The sequence below is a fragment of the Sphingopyxis macrogoltabida genome (assembly GCF_001307295.1).
Taxonomy (GTDB): Bacteria; Pseudomonadota; Alphaproteobacteria; order Sphingomonadales; family Sphingomonadaceae; genus Sphingopyxis; species Sphingopyxis macrogoltabida_B.
This window is the reverse complement of the sequence record NZ_CP012705.1, coordinates 1-19,860: the sequence shown is the minus strand read 5'-3', so window position 1 is coordinate 19,860 and position 19,860 is coordinate 1. Positions and strand designations below refer to the sequence as shown.

At 61.1% G+C, this 19,860-nt stretch carries 14 protein-coding genes and 2 pseudogenes; 4 read left to right on the top strand and 12 right to left on the bottom strand.

All coding sequences use genetic code 11. From position 1 onward, the window contains the following. Window positions 1–63: 63 nt before the first annotated feature. From AN936_RS23895 to AN936_RS25960, 12 genes and pseudogenes are all read right to left on the bottom strand, one after another. Window positions 64–930 (bottom strand): recombinase family protein, encoded by an 867-nt coding sequence (locus AN936_RS23895; RefSeq protein WP_006961816.1) that lies wholly within the window; start codon window positions 928–930, stop codon window positions 64–66. Window positions 931–1,072: 142 nt separating this feature from the next. Continuing rightward, window positions 1,073–3,982, bottom strand: coding sequence for a Tn3 family transposase (locus AN936_RS23890; RefSeq protein ID WP_006961814.1), 2,910 nt, complete (start codon window positions 3,980–3,982; stop codon window positions 1,073–1,075). A 121-nt stretch (window positions 3,983–4,103) separates the two neighbouring features. Further along, window positions 4,104–5,846, bottom strand: coding sequence for a S8 family serine peptidase (locus AN936_RS23885; RefSeq protein WP_054590680.1), 1,743 nt, complete (start codon window positions 5,844–5,846; stop codon window positions 4,104–4,106). After that, window positions 5,839–6,963, bottom strand: coding sequence for an AAA family ATPase (locus tag AN936_RS23880; protein WP_054590679.1), 1,125 nt, complete (start codon window positions 6,961–6,963; stop codon window positions 5,839–5,841). Before AN936_RS23880 ends, AN936_RS23885 begins: the two co-directional genes overlap by 8 nt. An 88-nt stretch (window positions 6,964–7,051) precedes the next feature. Continuing rightward, window positions 7,052–9,610, bottom strand: a complete 2,559-nt coding sequence (locus AN936_RS23875; RefSeq protein WP_054590689.1) for a GIY-YIG nuclease family protein — start codon at window positions 9,608–9,610, stop codon at window positions 7,052–7,054. Beyond that, window positions 9,600–11,180: an Eco57I restriction-modification methylase domain-containing protein gene (locus AN936_RS23870; protein ID WP_054590678.1), complete on the bottom strand. Its 1,581-nt coding sequence runs from the start codon at window positions 11,178–11,180 to the stop codon at window positions 9,600–9,602. The genes AN936_RS23875 and AN936_RS23870 overlap by 11 nt, the downstream gene beginning before the upstream one ends. A 21-nt stretch (window positions 11,181–11,201) precedes the next feature. Continuing rightward, window positions 11,202–11,828 (bottom strand): N-6 DNA methylase, encoded by a 627-nt coding sequence (locus tag AN936_RS23865; RefSeq protein ID WP_054590677.1) that lies wholly within the window; start codon window positions 11,826–11,828, stop codon window positions 11,202–11,204. A 34-nt stretch (window positions 11,829–11,862) separates the two neighbouring features. Next, window positions 11,863–12,195 carry a HigA family addiction module antitoxin gene (locus AN936_RS23860; protein ID WP_054590676.1) on the bottom strand — a complete coding sequence of 111 codons (333 nt, stop codon included), beginning with the start codon at window positions 12,193–12,195 and terminating at the stop codon, window positions 11,863–11,865. A gap of 9 nt (window positions 12,196–12,204) precedes the next feature. After that, entirely contained in the window at window positions 12,205–12,495 is a 291-nt protein-coding gene (locus AN936_RS23855; RefSeq protein ID WP_054590675.1) for a type II toxin-antitoxin system RelE/ParE family toxin, read from the bottom strand. A 100-nt stretch (window positions 12,496–12,595) separates the two neighbouring features. Next, the gene (locus tag AN936_RS23850; RefSeq protein ID WP_054590674.1) at window positions 12,596–14,503 is read right to left on the bottom strand and encodes a GmrSD restriction endonuclease domain-containing protein; all 1,908 of its coding nucleotides are present in this window, start codon (window positions 14,501–14,503) and stop codon (window positions 12,596–12,598) included. Window positions 14,504–14,531: 28 nt separating this feature from the next. Continuing rightward, window positions 14,532–16,712 carry a helix-turn-helix domain-containing protein gene (locus AN936_RS23845; protein ID WP_054590673.1) on the bottom strand — a complete coding sequence of 727 codons (2,181 nt, stop codon included), beginning with the start codon at window positions 16,710–16,712 and terminating at the stop codon, window positions 14,532–14,534. A gap of 84 nt (window positions 16,713–16,796) precedes the next feature. Beyond that, window positions 16,797–16,948, bottom strand: a pseudogene (locus tag AN936_RS25960) (DUF4113 domain-containing protein). 211 nt (window positions 16,949–17,159) lie between these two features. Here AN936_RS25960 and AN936_RS25705 point away from each other — a divergent pair. From AN936_RS25705 to AN936_RS23825, 4 genes and pseudogenes are all read left to right on the top strand, one after another. Continuing rightward, window positions 17,160–17,270 (top strand): annotated as a pseudogene (locus AN936_RS25705) (transcription elongation protein SprT); the annotation flags it as partial. A gap of 72 nt (window positions 17,271–17,342) precedes the next feature. Beyond that, window positions 17,343–17,996 carry a ParA family protein gene (locus AN936_RS23835; RefSeq protein WP_054590671.1) on the top strand — a complete coding sequence of 218 codons (654 nt, stop codon included), beginning with the start codon at window positions 17,343–17,345 and terminating at the stop codon, window positions 17,994–17,996. Next, window positions 17,993–18,325 carry a hypothetical protein gene (locus AN936_RS23830; protein ID WP_234715878.1) on the top strand — a complete coding sequence of 111 codons (333 nt, stop codon included), beginning with the start codon at window positions 17,993–17,995 and terminating at the stop codon, window positions 18,323–18,325. The genes AN936_RS23835 and AN936_RS23830 overlap by 4 nt, the downstream gene beginning before the upstream one ends. Then, window positions 18,322–19,275 carry a replication initiator protein A gene (locus tag AN936_RS23825; protein ID WP_024021610.1) on the top strand — a complete coding sequence of 318 codons (954 nt, stop codon included), beginning with the start codon at window positions 18,322–18,324 and terminating at the stop codon, window positions 19,273–19,275. Before AN936_RS23830 ends, AN936_RS23825 begins: the two co-directional genes overlap by 4 nt. Window positions 19,276–19,860: the final 585 nt, after the last annotated feature.

Genomic DNA, 19,860 nt, shown 5'->3' with positions numbered 1-19,860 from the left:
GGCCCAGTCGGCCCGAAGCTGCGATTTTGGCCATGTTGAAGAACAAAGATTGAACATGGCGATCTACCAGGCTCGCTCTTGTCCTCCAATCTCGTAAACATCGGTCTCGATCGAGCACCTGTAGCTCTCTGCGATGTTGAACATCTCTGTCTGGAGAGATGCGATCTCATCATCGAGGCTGACGCCATCGGCACCCTGATCATAGGCGACGGTCAGCGTGTAATCGCAGTTCCCGGTCTTTTGCATCTGGTAATCCCGCTCCAGCATCGCCTCAATGCGCTCGCGAGCGGGCTTTCTGCCACGACCATGCTTGTTGAAGTTCTCGATGGTCAGATGCAGGGCGATGGTGACAGAAGGCGGCTTTTCCGGCAGCCCGATCCTTGAAGGAATGACGTCAAGCGCCCGATAGACGGTCATTCTTGAGATCTTGAGGTCGCGCGCGACGCTGGCCTTGCTCGCGCCGGCGGTGATCCGGCGTCGGATTTCATCGTCATCGATGTTTTTCTTCCGGCCTTTGTAGACGCCTTCGGCGCGCGCCGCCTCGATCCCGGCGCGCTGCCGGTCCTTGATGAACGTCAGTTCCATGTCCGCGACCATGCCCAGAATGGTGATCACCATCCGCCCCATGCTTCCGGCCGTCGTCACCTCCGGCTCAAGCACCCGCAATGAGGCTCCCTTCTGGTCGAGTTCATGAACCAGATTGAGAACATCGCGTGTGGAGCGACCGAGCCGATCGAGACGCAGGACGACGAGTTCGTCATCGGCGCGCAGGAACTGCATGATCGTCTCAAGCTCCGTGCGTCCAGTGCGCGATGCGCCCGAGCCTGTTTCGGAGCGGAGGATTTCACAGCCCGCTGCCTTCAACCGGGCAACCTGGATGTCGAGATCCTGGTCGATGGTGCTGACGCGGGCGTAGCCGACGCGGGTCATGGGCAAATCCGTCACATTAGGGTGGCTTTGCCCTCGTACAGTAACATTGGTGACGGAACCACCCTTTTGTGACATGTCGTATATGTCACTTCCGATCGTCACGTTCGGGTGCACCCAAATGGTGCGAGCGGAAAGGCCCCGGTCAGGCAGCAAGCCGCCCAAAATCGATCCGGCTATTCAGATCGAGGTCGAAGCGGCCATAAGGATTGACGTGGCTGTAAATCAGCGGTGTGAGGCCGCGATAATCATCCGGCGTCATCCGGCCCGTCCATTTCGGTTCCACCAGCACGCTCTGAAGCATTCGGGTGTTCACATAGACAAGCGACGCTTGCAGCAAATGTAGCGCCAGGACCGAGAGCTGCTGCTCATCGATGCGGTTAGTGGCGATCTCGCCGCCCTTGCCGAAGAAAACGAACCCATTGGCACTGTTCCAGTTTTCAACGACATTCAGGCCTTCATGAATTTCGCGGCGGAAGGACTCCTCGCGCAGATACCGGCACAGGAAGATCGTCTTGACCGCGCGGCCCAGCTCACTCAACGCCTTGTAGGTCGGGTGCATCACCTCGGAGCGGCTAAACCGGCGCAGGATCGCCTCCGGGTCGGCGGTTTTTGTCTGCATCGCGGCTGCATATTTGACCATCTCGTCATATTGCTGCTCGATCTCATCCCAGTTGATCGGACTGGAGAGGATCGGCTGCAAGTGGGGAAGCCGCGTTCGCATGCCGACATCGGGAAGAGCCAGCTTCTGGCGAGCGATCGCTTTCAGGCGGGGTGCAAGCTCAAATCCGAGAAGCCGGCAAAATGCAAAGCCAACCGCGCTTTGGCCATGACTATCAACATATTGTCGCTGGATTTCCATGTCGGTGCAATGGCGCAGCACGCCCTCGATCATGGAGGCGACCTCGGAGGAAGAGCAGCGCTTGAGCTGGGAATAGACGCATGTCGCGCGTCGTTCGACATGCCAGTAGATCATGACGCCCCGTCCACCATAACGCGCATGCCATTCCGTCATCAGGTTGCGATCCCAGGCTCCGAACTTTGTGGAATCTGACGCACAGGCCGTGCCGGCGTCCCCCCAGACTGCAGCATTGCGGATTGCCAGGGTCGCATTCGCAACCCTGGCACACGCCTCCTTGAGCGCCGCGGCATGAACGAAGCGGCGATGGACATGCAGCAGCTCTTCATAGCTGACATCGGGGGTGGCGCCGGCGATCCGCTTGAGCCCGGCATTCGTTCCCAGGCCGTAGAGGCATAGCAGGAGACGTTGATCCAGCGCGGTTTTCGGCAGTGCAACACGCGAGGCCGATGTTTCGAACGCTTCGAGAAGTCCCGTATCAAGGGCAGCCTCCTTCAGTACGTCGAGCAGCCCGGTCATCGGCCAGCGTTGGCCGATCTCGGTCTTGATCGAGGCGAGACCCCTGGGTTCGGGCAAGGGTTTGAACGGGGTGAGAGATATACGGTTCTCGCCGCGCCACAGCAGCCGAACCTTGTCGTTCCGGGGAATATTGGCATTGAGGAGCAACAGTTCCTGAGCAAGCTCTTCCCGGATGGCGCTTGAAAATGCACGCGCATCCGCCGTCAGGTTCAATCCTGTGTAATATGCTTCTCGCCGCGCATCGAAGTCCTTGGGAAGATCGTCATCGGGATTGCGGTATCGGTCCGCCCCGACAACCCAGATTTCCTTAGAACGGATGCGATCGCGCAGTTGCGCGAGGACACAAAGCTCATAACTGATCCGGTTTACGCGCCCCTCTTCATCAATGACGGAACTGCGCCATCTCGCCGGAATGACCTCGTCGACCGGCACTGCGTGCGGCGGCACGTAGCGGCATCCATCATCCACTTTGCTTCTGATCCAGTCCAGGGCCGCCAGCACCGGACGCCACACGGCGTTGTTCGACCGGAACTCCAGTGCCGAAAGCAGGCTTGGCAGCATACGGCGATAATGATTGGCCCATGACCTCCGCATCACCTTGTAGATCCGCCGATCCAAGGCGCCCTTTGCCTGGCTTTCCTTGATGATCGCCGCCAGTTTGTCCTTGCCGGCGATTGGGAAAATGACATCGCAGATGCGCCCGGATGGATCGTCGATCGAAGCGCTGGCAATCTCGACCAGGAGTCGCTCCTTGCCATAGACCCGCTCGATGTCTTTCGCGATATCGCCCACCACCTTGCGTTTCGAGCGCGATCCGATCTTATGGACCGTCTCGATCAGCAGGTCGACCATCGCATCCGTAAGCTGAGCTTCCCGCGCCATCAGATAAACGGCATAGAGCCCGAGCTGGCGCGCCGGTACATGCCGGCGCATCTCCGAGGCTTTCTCGCCGGCAACCCGGCGAACGATCTGATCGACCCATGCCTTGCCCGTGACCGATAGGAAATCTCGGGGAAGAGCAAGCCGTTGGATAAAGGCGAGTTTGGCGGTCACGCCAAGAATGTTTTCGAGCGTCGCCTGACCTGCATCCCCCTTCATCGTGTTGAAGCCGGTCGGGCCATCGGGATCGGCGAGCGAGGCTTCCAGCAAGGCGACCGCATCCGGCGCAAGCCGATCGCGGACTCGGGCCAACAGGGCCTCCAGATAGAGGTGTCGTTGCGAACGGACGAGGCGTTCCAGCTCCTTGCGCGACGGCCCATAGATACGGCGGTCGCGGCACCACAGGAAAACATGCTCGAGCATGGCATTGATCGGCTGCCCGCCCGCACAAAGATCGTCGGAAATCCACCTCGACAACGCCCTGCGATCCGTCTGCGTCATACGGCGGAACCCGAGATGCCGCAAAATCTCCGCGCAATGCCGGCGGGCGGTGCGCCCGGAAAAATCATAGTGGTTCACGGATTTGGCATCGAGACCAAGTTGCTCCGCCAGATACAAGACACCGTCGGAGGGTATCGACGCATGATCCGGCACAAAGAAGCCATGCCCGGCGAAAAATCTAAGCTGAACCGCCAATCCCAGTCGTGCCGTCTCCGCTTTGCCGGTCACGAACGCGATGTCCGAAAAACTCAGGCTCCAGGAGCCGATCAGATCCCCACTCGAAACGCCAAGGCTCATAACGCCGCTCCCTTATCGGAGCGGAACGTCGTTCCTCGCATGGGCGATCGTCAACAACAACCAGCCCGTTCCCGACGTGTTCTCCAAGATGACCAAAATCGCAGCTTCGGGCCGACTGGGCCTAATAGGCTGCGCCAGGGCGAAGCGTCGCGCGCCATTGCAGCGTAACAAAGCCAGGTCGGCACTCCCAGGGCAGCGAGGCGGCCGACGGGGTGCCAAAGCCCATGGCCGGATCGAAGTTCATCCCGTCCGAGTTGTGCAGCAGCAGAGCCTTCACAAGGTCCGGAGAGGCGTCGCGCACCCGCTCCATCGTGTGTGCAGCGAGCGGCGACGTGAGGGACGTTGCGAAGCTCGACCCCCGAATGAGATGCCCGCCCAAGACGCGGACGTGCGAAAAATGCGAGAGGTCGGGCTTGAGCATACTGGACGGCCCTGGCCCACACAGGCTCACGGGACATTCCCCCGCCGGATCGCCGTTGCCGTCGTGACTCCGGCCTCCGACTGTGATCGCCGCTTCGCAATCGGCGGGCGGCTGAAGCCGGGAGCCCGGCTTGTTGCCTACGGAGATGATGGGCAGCACGCGGTGCTTGCGCGCCAGCAAGGCAATATCATGCCCGAGCGCGCTCACGGCTTCGAGATCGCAGGCGTAGGCCTGATTGAGGGAGAAATTCCAAACCCGCGTGTCCGGGTTTGCTGCCATCACTCCATCCACATAGGCGATAAAATCCTGAGGGTCGACGAAGACCCCCGACGCTTGCTTTGCGAGGGCTTGGGCCGTGCCGACCTGGCAGTAGAGCGGCGGCAGGGTGAGATTGTTGTTCCAGTCATGACCCTGCACCACGAGAGAGGTTACCCAATTTCCATGCTGGGTATCGGCCGCGCCATCAGCGACGAGCGGCGGCGCGCGCCATGCCTCTGCATGACGGTAGGACCCCGCCGTCATGCCGCCATCAACGACGCCGACGATTGGCAGCATCGTCAAGTTTTCCGGTAAAGGGCGGTCCGGCTCCCGACCCTCCCCGGGCGAGGTGGAGCTTATCGGCTGTACCGGCTCGATACGGAATACGGTGCCGGACGCGACAAGCTGGCCAAGCGCGGCCCGCGACGCAACGAGAACCGTTGTGCGCGCCCGACGGCGCAGGCGATAAGCCCGCATCGCGAGATTAATGCGGTCGCCGCTCGCGCCCGCCGCACGCAGGCTGCGCCGCATCACGACCGGAACATCGCTCTCGGCGTCGAGATCGACGCCCGCCAGAAGAGGCGGCGGCGGTGTGATCGTGCCATCGCGGAGCGCAGCAAAGCGCTCGATCAGTTCTTCTGAGGCATCGCGGCCGCGCAGAGGCATGAGCCAGACTGTGAAGGCCCTGCCTCCCTTGGTTTCCGGCGCAGCATCCCAAATCTCGTCCAGAGACGTGGCTCCGGTGGTATCCTCGTTCTCGAAAAAGCGGACGGCTTCGATGCGAGAGATGTCCACCTGTTCCTTGGCCAGGTCCGTGCGCTGCACGAGGCGCGCAAAAGCGGGAAGCTGGTTCGCCGCCACTTCGACGAGGTATCCCGACCGATAAGGAGCAATGAGCCGCGCATCCCGCGTCGGGCTAAAGAGGTCCGAGGGCGTGTAGCTGGGCGCAAGGGAGTCGTCGAACATCGCCGCGTAGAGCACAACGCGTCCATCGAACCGGGGGCGCTGCGCCGTCTCTTCGGACAGGGCAAGGAACTGTCGAGACAGCACGCGCCGCTGTTCGGGCAGGCGGTCCGTCTTGATGCTGCTCGCGTTCTTTCCGCCGCCGGACACCCCTTCCGGTTTGGGGTCCTTGATGAAGCGCAGAACGGGGTTCAGCAGCGGCCGCCGTGGAGTATCAACCATCGATCGCCTCCTTCAGATAGCGGTGCACCATCTGACGACTGACACCGACGATCTTGCCAATCTCGGCTTGGCCGATGCCGCCCTTTTCGTGGAGCAGGCGGGTCAGAACCTTCTTATCCGCCGTTTCCAGGTCCCGGCTGTCGAGCAGGCGTGGGCTGCCGGTTTTTGATCCGCTAACCGCGAGAAGGATACGCGCCAGATCGACCTCGCGGTCACTGAGGATCGCCCGCCGCCGTGACGCGAGCGCGATATTCTCGATATCCGCGCCGTTCAGCCCTTCTGAAACCCGCGCCAGCAAGCGCGCATTGTCTTTGTGAAGGGCATCTTCCTGAAACAGGAAATGCTCCCACATGCTGGCGCGCACGTCCTCATCGGGAAGATCCAGCTTCACCTTGTAGGGAAAGCGCCGCCAAATGGCGGGATCGAGGAGGTGTGGATGGTTGGTCGCGCCGACGGTCACCACGTCGTCCGTCAGGGAATCGAGCCCCTGAAGAACGGTGTTCACGACACGCTTTAGCTCGCCCAGCTCGTTCCGATCATCGCGAAGCTTTGCAATGGCGTCCATTTCGTCGAGGAACAGCACCGCGTTACGAGCAGGCACGAAATCGAATATCCCCCGGACATTTTTGGCGGTTTCGCCAAGTCGAGACGAGATCAGGGAATCAAGACGGGCGACGTAGAGCGGCCGTTGCAGCGACGCCGCGATATGTCCCGCCAGCAGGGTTTTCCCCGTTCCTGGCGGGCCGTAAAGCAACAGGCCAAGGCGCGCGGAAACGCCCTTCTCGGCCAGCAAGCTGATATGCTGCGCATCCTCGATGAACTGCGAGATGGTCTGGCCAGCCTCCCCCCCGAGCATGATCGGCGTTGTCGGCCATTGCCCCTCTTCAATGAGGGGTAGTCGCGATCCTGCGTCACGCGGAAGCGCCTCGGCATAGCCCGAAGCTTGAAGGGGGACGCCACGCTTCCGGAGCAGCGACTGGAGGGCCTTCGCGCCCTCCAGGTCGTCTTGTTCCGCTAGGCTTTTGGCGATCTGGCCGCCGATACGGCGGACTCCGGTGTAATTCGCCGACATGGCGGCTTCGATCAGCGCAGATACAAGGGACTTGTCAACTTCCATACCCATTATTGTGTCACTGAAGGGTAGAAATGTCAACCCAAATGCAAAATATGTAAACTAATGTATGGTCAGGCTTAGGGTTTTCTGGTCAGGCTGCCTCGTCCTTTGCAACCACGGTGTCGTAAAGGCCATAATGCGTCAGCCCTTCGTGGCTTTCGATGCCGGTATACCGGAGCGAGGCGTCCTCATATCGCCGGAAGGCGAACACTGCTTCGTTCATGCGCTCCGTGTTGAACACCTTAAGCCGCACGAGCAGGTGAAAGTCCGCGACCGTCAGGCCCGTTACCGATTGGAACAGCTCGGGCTCCAATTTGGTGATGACATCTTGAAGCGTATTTTCGCGAAAATCCGTCAGGTACATGAAGGCCGGAATGCGTGTGGCAAACTTGATCAGCTTCTCCTGCACCAGCTTGCGCTTCGATTTGTACTCCTTCTCCTCGTCCGTCAGCTCCTTCTTCTCTTTCGCAGACAGCTCGCCCCCCTTTTCCTTCGCCTTGGCTTTAAGGTCTTTAACCGTCTCGCTCTTGTTGATGATCGTCTCGATGATGTTGTCCCCGAGAGACCGCCATCCTTCGATCCGCTCGACGGCGGCCATTGCTTCGGGATTGTCCAGAACACGACGGAGCGTGTCGTTGTCGACATTGACCAGCAACGCCGATTCCCACTTGCGCGCGAGCAGCGTGGCCGAGGTCCCAGCCATGGCGATATCGAGGATACCGCCGGCATCGATCTGTGTCATGTTCGCGCCGTCATAGGCGAGCACAGGGAGGAACGAGACCAGCTCGCGGACAGCATTCTCGGGATTGGCCTCGCCAGGCGAAAGGCCAATGCCGTATTCCGAGAGCTGGCGCAGCGCGCGCGTCGGGGCGAAATCGAATACGAAGCAGACCGGCTTGAGGACCTCTTCCTCGTTCGGATCATCCCCGTTGGGGTTCTTGATCGACCATGGCGATTGCACCCGGAACGCCGCCTGAAAGTAGGTTTCCGGCGACTTAAGGTTCCGCAACATCAGGATCGACGACCACTGCGCGACGGTGACGCCGGTGGTGAGCTTGCCGCAGGACAGAGTGATCGTCTTGGTGTCAAAGCCGCTGCCGATCGCTTCGCGCACCGGCGGCAGCGCGTCGAGGCCGATCCCTGCCGTCGCACCGGCGGACACGATCACGTTGTAATCGTGCCAGAAGGTGTTCTGCCGCTCCTTGAGCAGGTTAGCCATGGCGTGGCAGGCGGCCACGTTCGGCAAAAACCAGAAGGAGTGTTGCAGATAGGGCAGCAGCCGCACGTCCGAATAGGGGAATGGCGGCCTGGTGCCGGCCTTGAGGCTCTTGACCGTCTGCGGCGCATAGCCGCCGCGGATGATGTCGAGCCACTTCTGGACATCGTTCTTGAACTTGAACTCCGCCGCGTCGCCCGTACCTGTTGCACTGAAAAAGGCGTTCAGGTCGAACTCGTCGAACTCGCCTGCGCTGGCGATTGCCAGCAGCTCGTCAGGCATCTGGTAGGTCAGCAGGCGCATCTGCGGCAACGCCCCGTAGGGGTTCCGCTTACCGGGATTTTTGGCCGCAAACGCGGCCTTGGCCTTCTGCTCGTCGGTGTAGGTCCAGTTGAAAATCTGCTCCTCGATGAACTCGCCGGTGGCCAGGGCCTTGAAAGGCGTTCCCGAGAGATAGAGGTAAGCCCGTGTCGTGATCGGCAGGAACTCGGCCTCGCTCTCTGAGAGGACGCCGAGATCCTCGTTCACGTCTTCGAGGTCTGCTGCATACTCAAGGCTGGTCTCCTTCTTGGCGACTGCCTCTTCCTCGCCCTCGAACAGCTCCTTGGCCGTCTCCCGCCAGGCGCCGAAATGGTATTCGTCGAACACGACCAAATCCCAATTCGTCGTATGCACCCACTCATGGCGGGCCTTGATATTTCCGGCCTTGTCGCGGCCAAGGAGGTCCTGGAAAGAGCCGAAGAATACCACGGGCTTTTCGGGATCAATCTGGCTCGGGTCGCGCCCCGATTTGCGGGAGAGATACTGCCAGCCATCGAAATCCCGATGGTTTTCCAGGTCGGCCTGCCACGCATCCTCGACCGCTGGCTTGAACGTCAGGACCAGTACCCGCTTCGCTCCAAGCTTCTTGGCGAGCTGGTAGGACGTGAACGTCTTGCCGAACCGCATCTTCGCGTTCCAGAGGAAGCGCGGCACCGCCTTGGGGTCCTGTTCCCAGCGGGAGCGGAAATAGGCGTAGGTCTGATCGACCGCTTCCGCCTGCTCTTTGCGCGGCGGGAAATCCTCATGGTGAGTGCCGGTGAATTGCTGGCCTGAGCGCAGCTCTGCGAGCACGGTTTTCACGTCGGCCACCGTGCAGCGCATCCATTCGAGCTGCGGATTGGCAAAACCCTTTCGCTTTAGGGCTTCACGCACTGCGTGATCGGTGATGATGCCGCCATCATCACGCTCCCCGTTTTCGTCCAGCTCGATCGTGTAATTGGTGATCGCGGCCGTCTTGAGCTGCTCCGAGACACGCTGCGTCACGTCGCGAGTGGTCTGACCGACCTTGAGAAGGCCGCTGTGTGTGTCGGATGCGATCGAATAGGCGTAGATGCGGGGGCGTGCTTCCGGCTTTGGGGTGAGGATTTCCTCAATTGCGGGCTTACTCGCCATCGCCGACATCCATCGCGCGAACTTGAGACTCGATGTAAGCCTGCTCGTCCGCTGAAATGCCATATTTCTCGTACAGCATCTCATCCGTCCAAGTCGTGTCCCATGTCTGCATTGGGACCCATGAGTAAGTTGAGTTCAGCGCATGCTGAGTTATTTTTCGTTGAGACACCAGAAACCTAAACAAGCGCGTGGAGTAGTACGATCGCACACTCTCAGCCTCTTGTTGAGTATCAACGCTAAATACAAGAAATGACTGAGTGCACACTGAGTTAGGTGGGGCAACAACAGGCTTGCCAAGTATTTGATGTGGAACCGCGTCGCCACCATTATAAGCTTCCGGTACGAGAAGCTTCCACTTGTCGATGAGAGGAATACTCTTCCTTATGGTATCACGAGCTACGTACCCGACGCCTCTCTTCATCCTCTGAATGAAAAAAAGTGCCACATCGCCATCGCGCTCAGTCGCGCGAAATTGAGCAAAATTTGAGGCAAGGCCAAAGGCGGTATCTCGGCTTAAAATGCTGTTTATAGGAACCTCATCGTGTGAAAGAACCTTATGAAGAATTGATAGCGCTCGTCCATCACGAACAAAGATGTCATACTCATCAAGTTTGCGTGCTATAGGACCGATGGCTTCGCCGCCGCGAAACGTCGTGACATTGCACTTCCCCTTATGTGCCCTATCCCATAGGAAATAGCAGATGCCGGCCTTGATTTCGACACCAGGGAAAACTTCCGCCGACGCGGGAAAGTCAACTAATTCCTTCAGATGACCGCCGCTCAGGAAAGCCTGACGAAAATCATCCATCCCACGGCCACCTGCCATCCAGCGAGATGGAATTACCATCGAAATATATCTTGGCTCCAGCGCCATCGCCTGCTCAACGAACAGATGATAGATAGATGAATCACTTGTTCCGCCAGCCCCGCCGGTCATCTGATAGGGAGGGTTTCCGATAAGTACATCGAACTGCATGTCGGCTCCGAACAGCTCTCCAATGCGAGCTTTTATGTTGTTGGTGTGAATGAGAGCATAGGCGTGGTTCTCCAGGCCTTTGTCGCGGTCAAAGAGGGAGCGGGGCGCACCGCAGAACGAGCACTTCCCTCCGTTCCAGGTGTGCTCGATCCGCTCAAACCAGATGTTACCGACTTCCGTCTTGAAGCTGCTGGCGACCGAATGTTCGCCGTTGGCATACTTCGAGCAATAAAGGCTGCGTCGCGCCAACAGGCTAGTGAGTTTAGTGATGCCGATGCCAAAAACCTGGCGGGTCAGGATATGATCGACCCGCTCCTGCAGCTCTGGGATTTCATCGGCCAGCCCAGCAATCAGCCGCGTGGTGATCTCGCGCAGGAAGACGCCAGACTTGGTGAAGGGGTCGAGGAATCGAACATTTCGATTTCCCCATATGCTCGCCCCGTCATTGGCCGTTGCCCACGCCTCGGCCAGTGTGTCCAGCATCCGGTTGGCGAACTCCGGCGGCGTAAACACCTCGTCGTTCGACAGGTTGGCGATGCAGGTCAAAACGTCGGGATTGCGCCCCCGCAATGTGAATCCCGCCTGTTCGTTCATTCTTTTCCCCCTGTACCGCCGTCACATTGCCGCGAGGTCGCCAAGCGACATCGGCGGATATGATGATGTGGGCGTGAAGATTTCGTGCTTCCCGAGGCTGGCGAAGAGCGAGTCCTCGGCGCTGAAACTTGCCATTCCGGTGAGCACATCGAGCCGGAAATCCCGCCTCTGGAACTTGCCCTTTCCTAAATAGCCCCACTCCACGACGCTGATCGGCGCGCCCGCTGTGTCGCGCATGGTCATGGCATCGCCATGGACGAGATTGAGCGTCAGCACGAAGGAGGCGGCGCGATAGGCCTCGTCCTGCTGGCCGACGCCGAGATAGTCAGCAAAGACCTCCAGCATGTTCGCGCGGCATTCGGCGATATTGTCGGGCAGCAGCTCGATACCGTAGCAGCACATAAGGCCAAACAGCGCGTAGTGGCGCCGCTCGAATTCAGACTTACCGAATTTCAGTTGCACTGCCGCAAGCTTGCGCTGAAGGATCGGCACCAGGAAATTGCCGCTGCCGCAGGCAGGTTCAAGAAAGCGCGCGTCGATGCGCTCCGTCTCGCCTTTGACGATATCGAGCATCTTTTCGACGAGCCACGGGGGAGTGAATACCTCACCGTGATCGTTCACTCGCTCTCTGGACTTGATTAAACTCATGAGGTGCACTTGCAAGAAGGAAGGAGCATTCGCGTCAGATCATCGACGGCTGCGGATCGATCGGCTTGCCCTTGAAGGGGGCAACCTTGATGTCCCCTTCCCGCTTGCGGGCCTGGGCAATGTCGTAGCTGTTCTGCATCCGCATGAGCGTGTCCATCGAGACGCCGAAGGCCTTCTCGATCCGCAGCGCCATCTCCGGCGACAGGTGCGCCCGCTCGTTGAGCAGCGTCGAGAGCGTCGCCCGCGTGACCCCCAGCACTTCGGCCGCGGCGGTCACCGACAGGCCGAGAGGTTCGATGATCTCGTGCTTGATGAAGCCGCCGGGATGGGCGGGGTTCTTCAAGCGGAGTCCCAGATTTGCAGCCATGGCCACCTCCTAGTGGTAATCTTCATAGTCGAGGTCGACGATCTCGATCTCGCCCCGATCGATCCGGAACGTCATCCGCCAGTTCTTGGTCACGAACAGGCTCCAGGTGCCTTTGCGGTCGCCGGTCAGCTGATGGGCCTTCCAGCTCGGCACCGTGCGCAGCTCGTCCTCCTTCTCCATGTCCTGGAGAAAGGAGACCATGCGCCGGATTTTGGCCACGACGGCGGGCTGCAGCCCGCTAGCATCATCGGTCTCGATGAAGCGTCGCAATCCCTTATGGATCACGTTCCTGATCTTCATGATCTATGCTACCAAAATAAGCGTTCGGTGTCAAGTTACGCCATACAACCCCGCAGGACCCCCCTGCCGAGCCTGCCGCCGGAGGCGGCGTCCCTGTCATTTAAGCCAAGGGGATCGTCTGCTCGGCCTCGGCCGTATCGTCGTCGCTCTCGACATCCTCACCCTCTTCCGGAACGTCGCCCTTGTAGGCGGCCTTACCCATCGCCTGCTCGATCAGGCCAAGCAGCCGCTTCTGCCGATCGTCCATGAAGGCCTCGAAGGCATCGGCCCGGAGCATCGCCGGATCGATCAGGTGCGATGCCAGATAGCCGTCCAGCTTCTCGCTGCTGATCGGCGGGTTGGCGTTGTTGCCCTTCTCCAGCTTCCCGAGATATTCGGACGGCGCCACGCCGCCGATGATCCTGTTCGTGCGGTAGGACAGCGGCGTCTTGTTGATGATGCTATCAAAGACGGCCGGCTTGATGCCGCGCGCCTTGCACCAGTCCTGCGGGAAGATGTGGTGTATGTCGACGTTCTCGCCGAAGAAGACGGTGTGATCGAACCTCTGCCCGGAGCGGAAGTCCTGCGCCCCCTCCTTCATCAGTAGGGCGTTCACGCCCTTGTAAGCGGCTGACAGTCGCATGCGCATCGTTTTCAGGCGGTCAGCCCGGAACATCGTTTCGCTGACGGTCGAAGGGGCCGGGCCGCCCTTCAGCCAGCGTGGCACCTCCATGAAATCGCGCGCGATGCGGGTCTCGACCGCCGACCCGTAGAGTTCGCCGAAGACGCCGTTCCAGTACCATTGCACCAGCTTGGACCGATTGGCCTCGTGCTCCCATGCGTCGCCGATGTCAGCGAGGATCGCCGCAAGGGGGACAATCTGCGACTGATAGGGCAGGTCGAAAATGCGGTAGATATGCAGCATGTGCAGGAACTTGGCGGCCCGTACAAAGCCCTGCTCCACTTGCGCTTCATAGAGCTTATAGGCGTCGAGCGGGAGATCGAGCAGTGCCTGGCGGTTGCCCGACACCGCCGGAAGCTCCTTGCCCTCTTTACCCGCCTGCTCGGCCGCACGCCGCTTGTCGCGCGTGTAGAACAGGGACACCGCCTGCAGGAAATCCGTGTTGCCCACGCCCGCCAGGATGCCGGCGTCGGAATCCGCGGGGCGTAGCGTGTCGGCGAGGCGGCGATGGCGCCCCTTGGTGCTTTCATCGCCATACCAGTCCTTGCGGAGTTCATGCCCCGAGGCGGCATACATGGCCGTGACCAGCTCGAAGGCGTCGAGCGCCTTGCCGCCTGTGTTCACCTTCTCGAACACGACGCAGACCGCTTCCTTCGAGGTCGAGCGGTCGAGCGCGATCACCGGCACGCGGTAGTATTTGAAGTTTTCGAGCACCTGGCGCTTGAAGGCGCGGAATTCTTCGCGGACCGCCTTGTGCTCGTCGCCGGCCCAATAGTCGTCGAAGCCGTCTTGCCACTTGTCCCAATCGAACACCTGCGACACCGGATACATCAGCGCCGCGTATTCCTTCTCCGGCGACGAGAGGTCGAGCGTGACCTCCCGGCCGAAATCCGTGCGCTCCATGCGATCTTCCGGCACGCCGACGACCGCCTCCTCGCGGTCGGCCAGCTCGTCGATAGCCTTGCGGATGTCGATGTAGAACCAGCGTTTGACACGCTTCTTCTTCGGGGTGACGGTTTCGACAACCTTGCCCCGCAACGCCACCTGATAGAGGGACGTCATGCGCTGCTGGCCGTCCAGCAGGAGGGATTGCGGCGCCATTTGCCGGGCCTCGGGCGGCGCGCCTTCGACCGGGCGAGGTTTGAAATTCACAGGCCCCCCCGTATCGAGCGACATGAGCGCGCCGACCGGGAAAGCCCGCGAGATCGAAGCGATGAGGCTCTTGATGCGGTCTTCGTCCCAGACCCAGCTCCGCTGAAAGTCGGGCAGCTGGATGATGCCGCGATGGCATTCGTCCAGCAGCCGTTGAAGGTCGATCGGATTAGTCTGGAACGTTGATCCCGCCATGGTTCTTAGGCCCCCTCGTGGTTGATTATTATGCAGCTTTCGTCGGGAATGGGATCACGTTCCCACCCAGCCCGGCTTCCGGCGCGTTCTCCGCCACCAGGCGGCGCATCGGCGCGATGACGAGCTGATCCCAGAGGACGTTCGTAATCTCCTCCAGCTTGTCTTTCAGATCGGCCCGGTCTTCGAACCACGTTTTCAGGTTGCCTGCGACGCGGCCCTTGAAGCCCGGTCCCGCACCCCATTCGGCCGCGCACTGACTCCAGATCGAAGCGCTGGAGAGGGGGCCGCGATAGACTTCCATCCCCGCCCGCTGCACCGCTTCCAGGAATGCGGTGCGCGTTGCGATCGCGCTTTGCTCCATCTGACTGATCGTCTTCTCCGCCAGCTGCAGCCCCTCGTCGCCTTTCATGACGGCGATGTAGTCCTTCAGCGACGAGAACCACCGATCGCTGCGCTGCCGCGCATCCTTCGCCGCGCCCACCCCGATGTTGTGAATGATGTTGAACCCGGAATATTCGCCGTTCCGGCGCGTCGCCGCCCACAGCGTCGCGGCGTATCGCACCCCGCCGATCGTCGTCAGCGCCTCCGTATAAGCATGACGCTCACGGGCCGGGAGCGCCGGGTGAGCATCAAGAAAGGAGTTCAGCCTTTCGGCTACTTCCTCCATTGCCGCCGTGAGGGCTTGCGCCTCGTGGTTCTTCATCACCTCGTCGGCAGCGGCGCACAGGTCGAACAGGCGGGCCTCGACCGTGGAGCGCATACGGTTCAGCTGGTCGAACAGCGCGCCGCGCACCGGCGCCGCGTCGTCCGACTGCACGTTGTAAAAGACCATGGGAACGCCGGCCAGATCCTCGGCCGCCAGCTCGTTCTCCACCTGCATCTGCTTGAAGGCATATCCCTCGGCATCGTCCATCGCGACTTCGCCCGCGTCGTCCTTCATGGCCCGCGCTTCCTCGGTGCGCGGGAGCGCCAGGATCGAGACTTTCCCCGTATTCACCGGTTCCGAGTACGTGTCGTGCATGTGCTGCAGCAGGGAGCGCGTCGTCACGCCCGGCGCGTCGTTGAAGCGGGTGCAGAACACGACCGCGGTGCGGGGGTCCTTGAGGCGGAGGTCCAGGTCTTCGCGCACGGCCACATCATCGACGCCCTTCGTGTCGATGACATTGATTTCCAGCTCGCCGAAGCTGCGGCCGAACTCGGGAATGATCAGGTCAATGCTCGTCGGCAGCGACACGTCGGCCAGACGACCGTTGTTTACCTCGCGGAAGGTCTTCATCACCCATTCCATCGGGTGCTGCCGCGTCACGCTGTCGTACCAGAGTTCCCTTTGAGTGCGCTCGGGCAGCTTCATCAACTCCAGGACCCGCGTGCGGAACTCGTCTTCGCTCGCGCAGGAGGCGACCAGATCGCTCACCGGATCGAAATAGACGATCTTGCCGTTCTCGGTGGAGCGGCGACGCGTTAGGCCCGACATATTCCGGATCGCCCGGTCATGCTCGCGGCTCACCCCGGCGTTATCGGCTGACTCCTTCAGCTCGCCCTTCAGCACCGCCCAACGCGAGGCGCAGAAGTCGGCCACCAGGTCGCGCAGCTCGGTTTCAGACATCGGCAGCAAACTGATGCCGAATTCCGGCCCGCGCTTGATATGAACCTCGCAAATGGTCGTGCCGCCCGCCCCTGTTTCGAGGACGGGCCGGTCGATCGGCTTGGAGGCCAGCGTCGGCGGCACGAGAAGGTCGAAGAGGAAGCTAAGACCTGTCGATTTTCCCACGCCGATCGGCCCGATGAAGGCGATGTTGTGGTTCATCTTCTGAAGGTAGTTCGCCCCCTTGATGAGGGTGTCCTTATGCCGCTCGATCTGGCGGCGGAGCGGCCAGGGACGGCTCTCATCGGCGAGGAAGGTGTCGATGTCGCGAAGCGCCTCGTCGGCTATTTCAAGGCATGCGCGCTGCGGGTTGAAGAAGCTCGGCGGCGCGATGTTCTCCCACGCGCGGCCGATGAATTCTTTATAGGCCCGGGCCTGGGGAGAGCCGAGCGCCGTCAGCGCATCGAGCACCTTCTCGACTTCCGCTTCGGAAGACACCTCCCCCTTTTCGATGCGGGAAACCCGACTTTGATCGAGGCCGGCCTCCGTCGCCAAGGCCGCCTGCGTTACCCCGATCTCGCTTCTAAGGCGCGCGAGAACCGCGCTATGTGAAATACCGCCCATGCACAATCTCCTTCATGCAGCATGTATGCGCGCCTAACCGAAATCCGTCAACATATATGTAGCATGCATTATGGTAGGGTGCTTTCAGGTGTGAACGCGCAGAAAATCTGTCTCCCGCGTCGTATAGCAGGGAGACAGATTACCCCGTCGCATGCCCAGGTCGGCGTTGCCGCAACAGCGCCCGGTCGCAGGGTGTTGCGGCCAAAGCGGCCGTTGACCGGATCAAGTGCCGCCATCAGCGCCTTGGATTTTTCCGGATCGAACGACGCGAACAGGTCGGCCACGGGCAGGCCCGCGGATTGATAGAGGTCGAGCAGTACGATCCCGGTCTTCTGGTAGCGGTAGCCGTCGCGCCACATCGCCGCGGCCGCGCGCGTGGCCGTCCTGATCAGGGCGAGGCTGTCGGCCGTGGGCTCGATTACGACCGTGGCCTGGTTGGCGTAGACGACTGCGCGCAAATGGCTGGAGACAGCGGGTGCACCTTTGTGCCCGGTTGAGGGGCACGGCCCGATGCGCCACGATCCGATCGGCGACGGAACTGAGGACGAACCTGGTTAAGCGACTAAGCATCTTTACGACTAAGCGGCTAAGCTCTATAAGTCGCTTAGCCGCTTAGTAGGAGCAGCAGCTATGCAAGTATGGGCCGTCATCGCGCAAAAGGGCGGGCAATCCAAGACCACCCTCTCAACCGGATTCGCCGTCGAGGCGGCGCGGGAGGGGGCGTCGGTCGTTATCCTCGATGCCGACGATCGCCAGGGATCGGCGCTCTACTGGTCCGAACGCCGCGACGACGACGACGTGATGGTGAAGGACAGCAGCGTTGCCGGTCTGCCGCTCCACGTCTCCCGCGGGCGCAGCAGCGGCAAGATCGACCTCATCATCATCGACACGCCGGCGAACTCCAAGGACATTGCCATGCTCGCAGCCGAGCAGGCGGATTTCGTCATCATCCCTGTCGCGCCGCGGGGGCTGGACGTTCATTCGGTGTTGCAGACCGTCAAGCAGGTGCAGCAGGCAGGCACGCCGTTCGCCGTTATACTGACGCAGGTTCCGCATCAGGGCGGGGAGGGGCAGGAGGCCCATGCCGGCTTCGCGGCGAAGGGCGTGACGATGTTCGACAGCCGCCTCCACTTCCGCAAGGATTTCTACAAGGCCACGCCGCTCGGCAGAACGGCCGCCGAGACGGACCCGGCCAGCAAGGCGGCGGCCGAGTTGCGCGCCGCCTATGATGAGGCTAAGCGACTAAGCGGCTTTACGACTAAGCAAGTAAGCGAGGTTGGATGATGGCGAAGAAATCTTCCGCGCTCGCCGGCATCTTCGATGACGAGCCCGAGGCACAGGCACAGGCTCCCGTTGCCGATGCAACTCCCGCGCCGCAGCCTGCCGTCCCGCGTCGGTCGCGGCGTGCGGCGGACACGTCGGCCCCGGCAGCACCGGCCCGGCGCAGCAGCCATCCCGGCAAGAAGCCGGTGCTAATCCACATTCCCGAAGACATGCACCGCACACTGCGCCAGCTCAGCGTCGAGGAGGGCGGGGAGCCCCTTACCGTCATCACCGAGCGGTTGCTGCGCCAGTATTTGGTCCAGCGGGGACACACCAGGTTCGCGCCGTGAGCAAGCGGCGTGATCCCAATCCCGAGTTCGACCTGTTCATTCCGGCGCTCGGCGATCTTCCGCTCAAGGACCAGCGGGAGGTCATGGAGCGCCCGTTCTTCTCGCTCCAGAAGCGCAAGCGGCTGAAGCCGATCGAGTATCGCAGCCCGGATGGCGAGGCCTGGGTGCGCGTCCAGGCCATTCCCGACTACGGCATGGCCACGATCTGGGACGCCGATATCCTGATATGGGCCGCGTCCACGCTCAACCGCATGAAGCAGCAGGGGCTGAACGATCTGCCCCGCACGCTGACAACCACGCCCTATGACCTACTGCGGGCGATCAAGCGCAGCACAGGGGGCAGGGACTATCAGGAGCTGCAAGCTGCGCTCCTCCGGCTCCAGACGACCTCGATCACAACTTCGATCCGCGCGACGAAGCGCCGGCAGAAGGCTGGCTTCAACTGGCTCGACAGCTGGACCTTCGACACCGACGCCGAAACGGAGCAGCCGCGCGGCATGACGCTGACCCTCTCGGATTGGGTCTATGAGGGCATCGTCAACGAGAAGTCGCTGCTCACCATGCACCCCGACTATTTCCTGCTCTCCGGAGGGCTGGAGCGGGCGCTCTATCGTATCGCGCGAAAGCACGCCGGCACGCAGCGCGGTGGGTGGACTTGCCGGGTAGAGGTACTTCGCGACAAGACCGGCAGCGATGCCCAGCCCAAGGAGTTCAACCGGATGCTTCGGCGGGTGATCGAGGCCGACCAGCTCCCCGACTATGCGATGGAGCTGACCGAGACGACGGACAAAAGCCCGGCCGTGTTGTTCAGGCTCCGCGGCGAGGCCGAGGCACTGGCACTCGCCGAGAGAATGCGCGCCGAGGAGGAGCGGCGCGCCCGTTTCGACGCCGAGCGCAAGCGGGCCGAGGAAGTCGATGCACAGATGGACCGGCTTGCTGGCCGCCGCTGACTATCGGGGTTTCACACACCGCAAGTCCAACTATCGGGGTTTCACCCACCGGCCAGCGATGCTGCCTGAACCCTGACATGCTTCGGGCGATGCCGAAGCCACCAGCCAGGCTGTGGATAACTAGCGCGGGAGGCTCCTTTTCGGCTCCAGAGTCTCGGGGTTTCACCCACCTTGGCGTCGGGGTATCACCCACCGCGCTATCGGGGTATCACACACCGAATCACGGGGTTTCACCCACCGGGCTGTCCGGCAAGCAGTTGATAAGCAAGGCAAGATTCCGCTTTTTGAGCGGTTTAACTTGTTTAACGATTCCTATTTAACAGAATCTCTTAACGACAGGACTCACCCAAAACCGTCGACCTGAGAAGAGCAATGCGGAATTGGCCTCACGGCCAATGCACCTTCGATCCGTGCCGGCTACCGCCGTCACCAGAGCGGCCTGCCGGCCGCGAGGCTTCCGAGAGAAGCCAGGCGAAACCGGCGGTGGGTGCCTTCAGCGTTCGCCAGTGGAGAGGGTGATGAGGCGCTATCTCAAAGCTACCGTTCGATCTTCCGGGACCGGTGTGTGCGATTACGCCGGATCGA

Bases quoted from the DNA above. Each gene is read 5' to 3' on its own strand.
- AN936_RS23895 (WP_006961816.1), bottom strand. From the start codon at position 930: ATGACCCGCGTCGGCTACGCCCGCGTCAGCACCATCGACCAGGATCTC.
- AN936_RS23890 (WP_006961814.1), bottom strand. From the start codon at position 3,982: ATGAGCCTTGGCGTTTCGAGTGGGGATCTGATCGGCTCCTGGAGCCTG.
- AN936_RS23885 (WP_054590680.1), bottom strand. From the start codon at position 5,846: ATGGTTGATACTCCACGGCGGCCGCTGCTGAACCCCGTTCTGCGCTTC.
- AN936_RS23880 (WP_054590679.1), bottom strand. From the start codon at position 6,963: ATGGAAGTTGACAAGTCCCTTGTATCTGCGCTGATCGAAGCCGCCATG.
- AN936_RS23875 (WP_054590689.1), bottom strand. From the start codon at position 9,610: ATGGCGAGTAAGCCCGCAATTGAGGAAATCCTCACCCCAAAGCCGGAA.
- AN936_RS23870 (WP_054590678.1), bottom strand. From the start codon at position 11,180: ATGAACGAACAGGCGGGATTCACATTGCGGGGGCGCAATCCCGACGTT.
- AN936_RS23865 (WP_054590677.1), bottom strand. From the start codon at position 11,828: ATGAGTTTAATCAAGTCCAGAGAGCGAGTGAACGATCACGGTGAGGTA.
- AN936_RS23860 (WP_054590676.1), bottom strand. From the start codon at position 12,195: ATGGCTGCAAATCTGGGACTCCGCTTGAAGAACCCCGCCCATCCCGGC.
- AN936_RS23855 (WP_054590675.1), bottom strand. From the start codon at position 12,495: ATGAAGATCAGGAACGTGATCCATAAGGGATTGCGACGCTTCATCGAG.
- AN936_RS23850 (WP_054590674.1), bottom strand. From the start codon at position 14,503: ATGGCGGGATCAACGTTCCAGACTAATCCGATCGACCTTCAACGGCTG.
- AN936_RS23845 (WP_054590673.1), bottom strand. From the start codon at position 16,712: ATGGGCGGTATTTCACATAGCGCGGTTCTCGCGCGCCTTAGAAGCGAG.
- AN936_RS23835 (WP_054590671.1), top strand. From the start codon at position 17,343: ATGCAAGTATGGGCCGTCATCGCGCAAAAGGGCGGGCAATCCAAGACC.
- AN936_RS23830 (WP_234715878.1), top strand. From the start codon at position 17,993: ATGATGGCGAAGAAATCTTCCGCGCTCGCCGGCATCTTCGATGACGAG.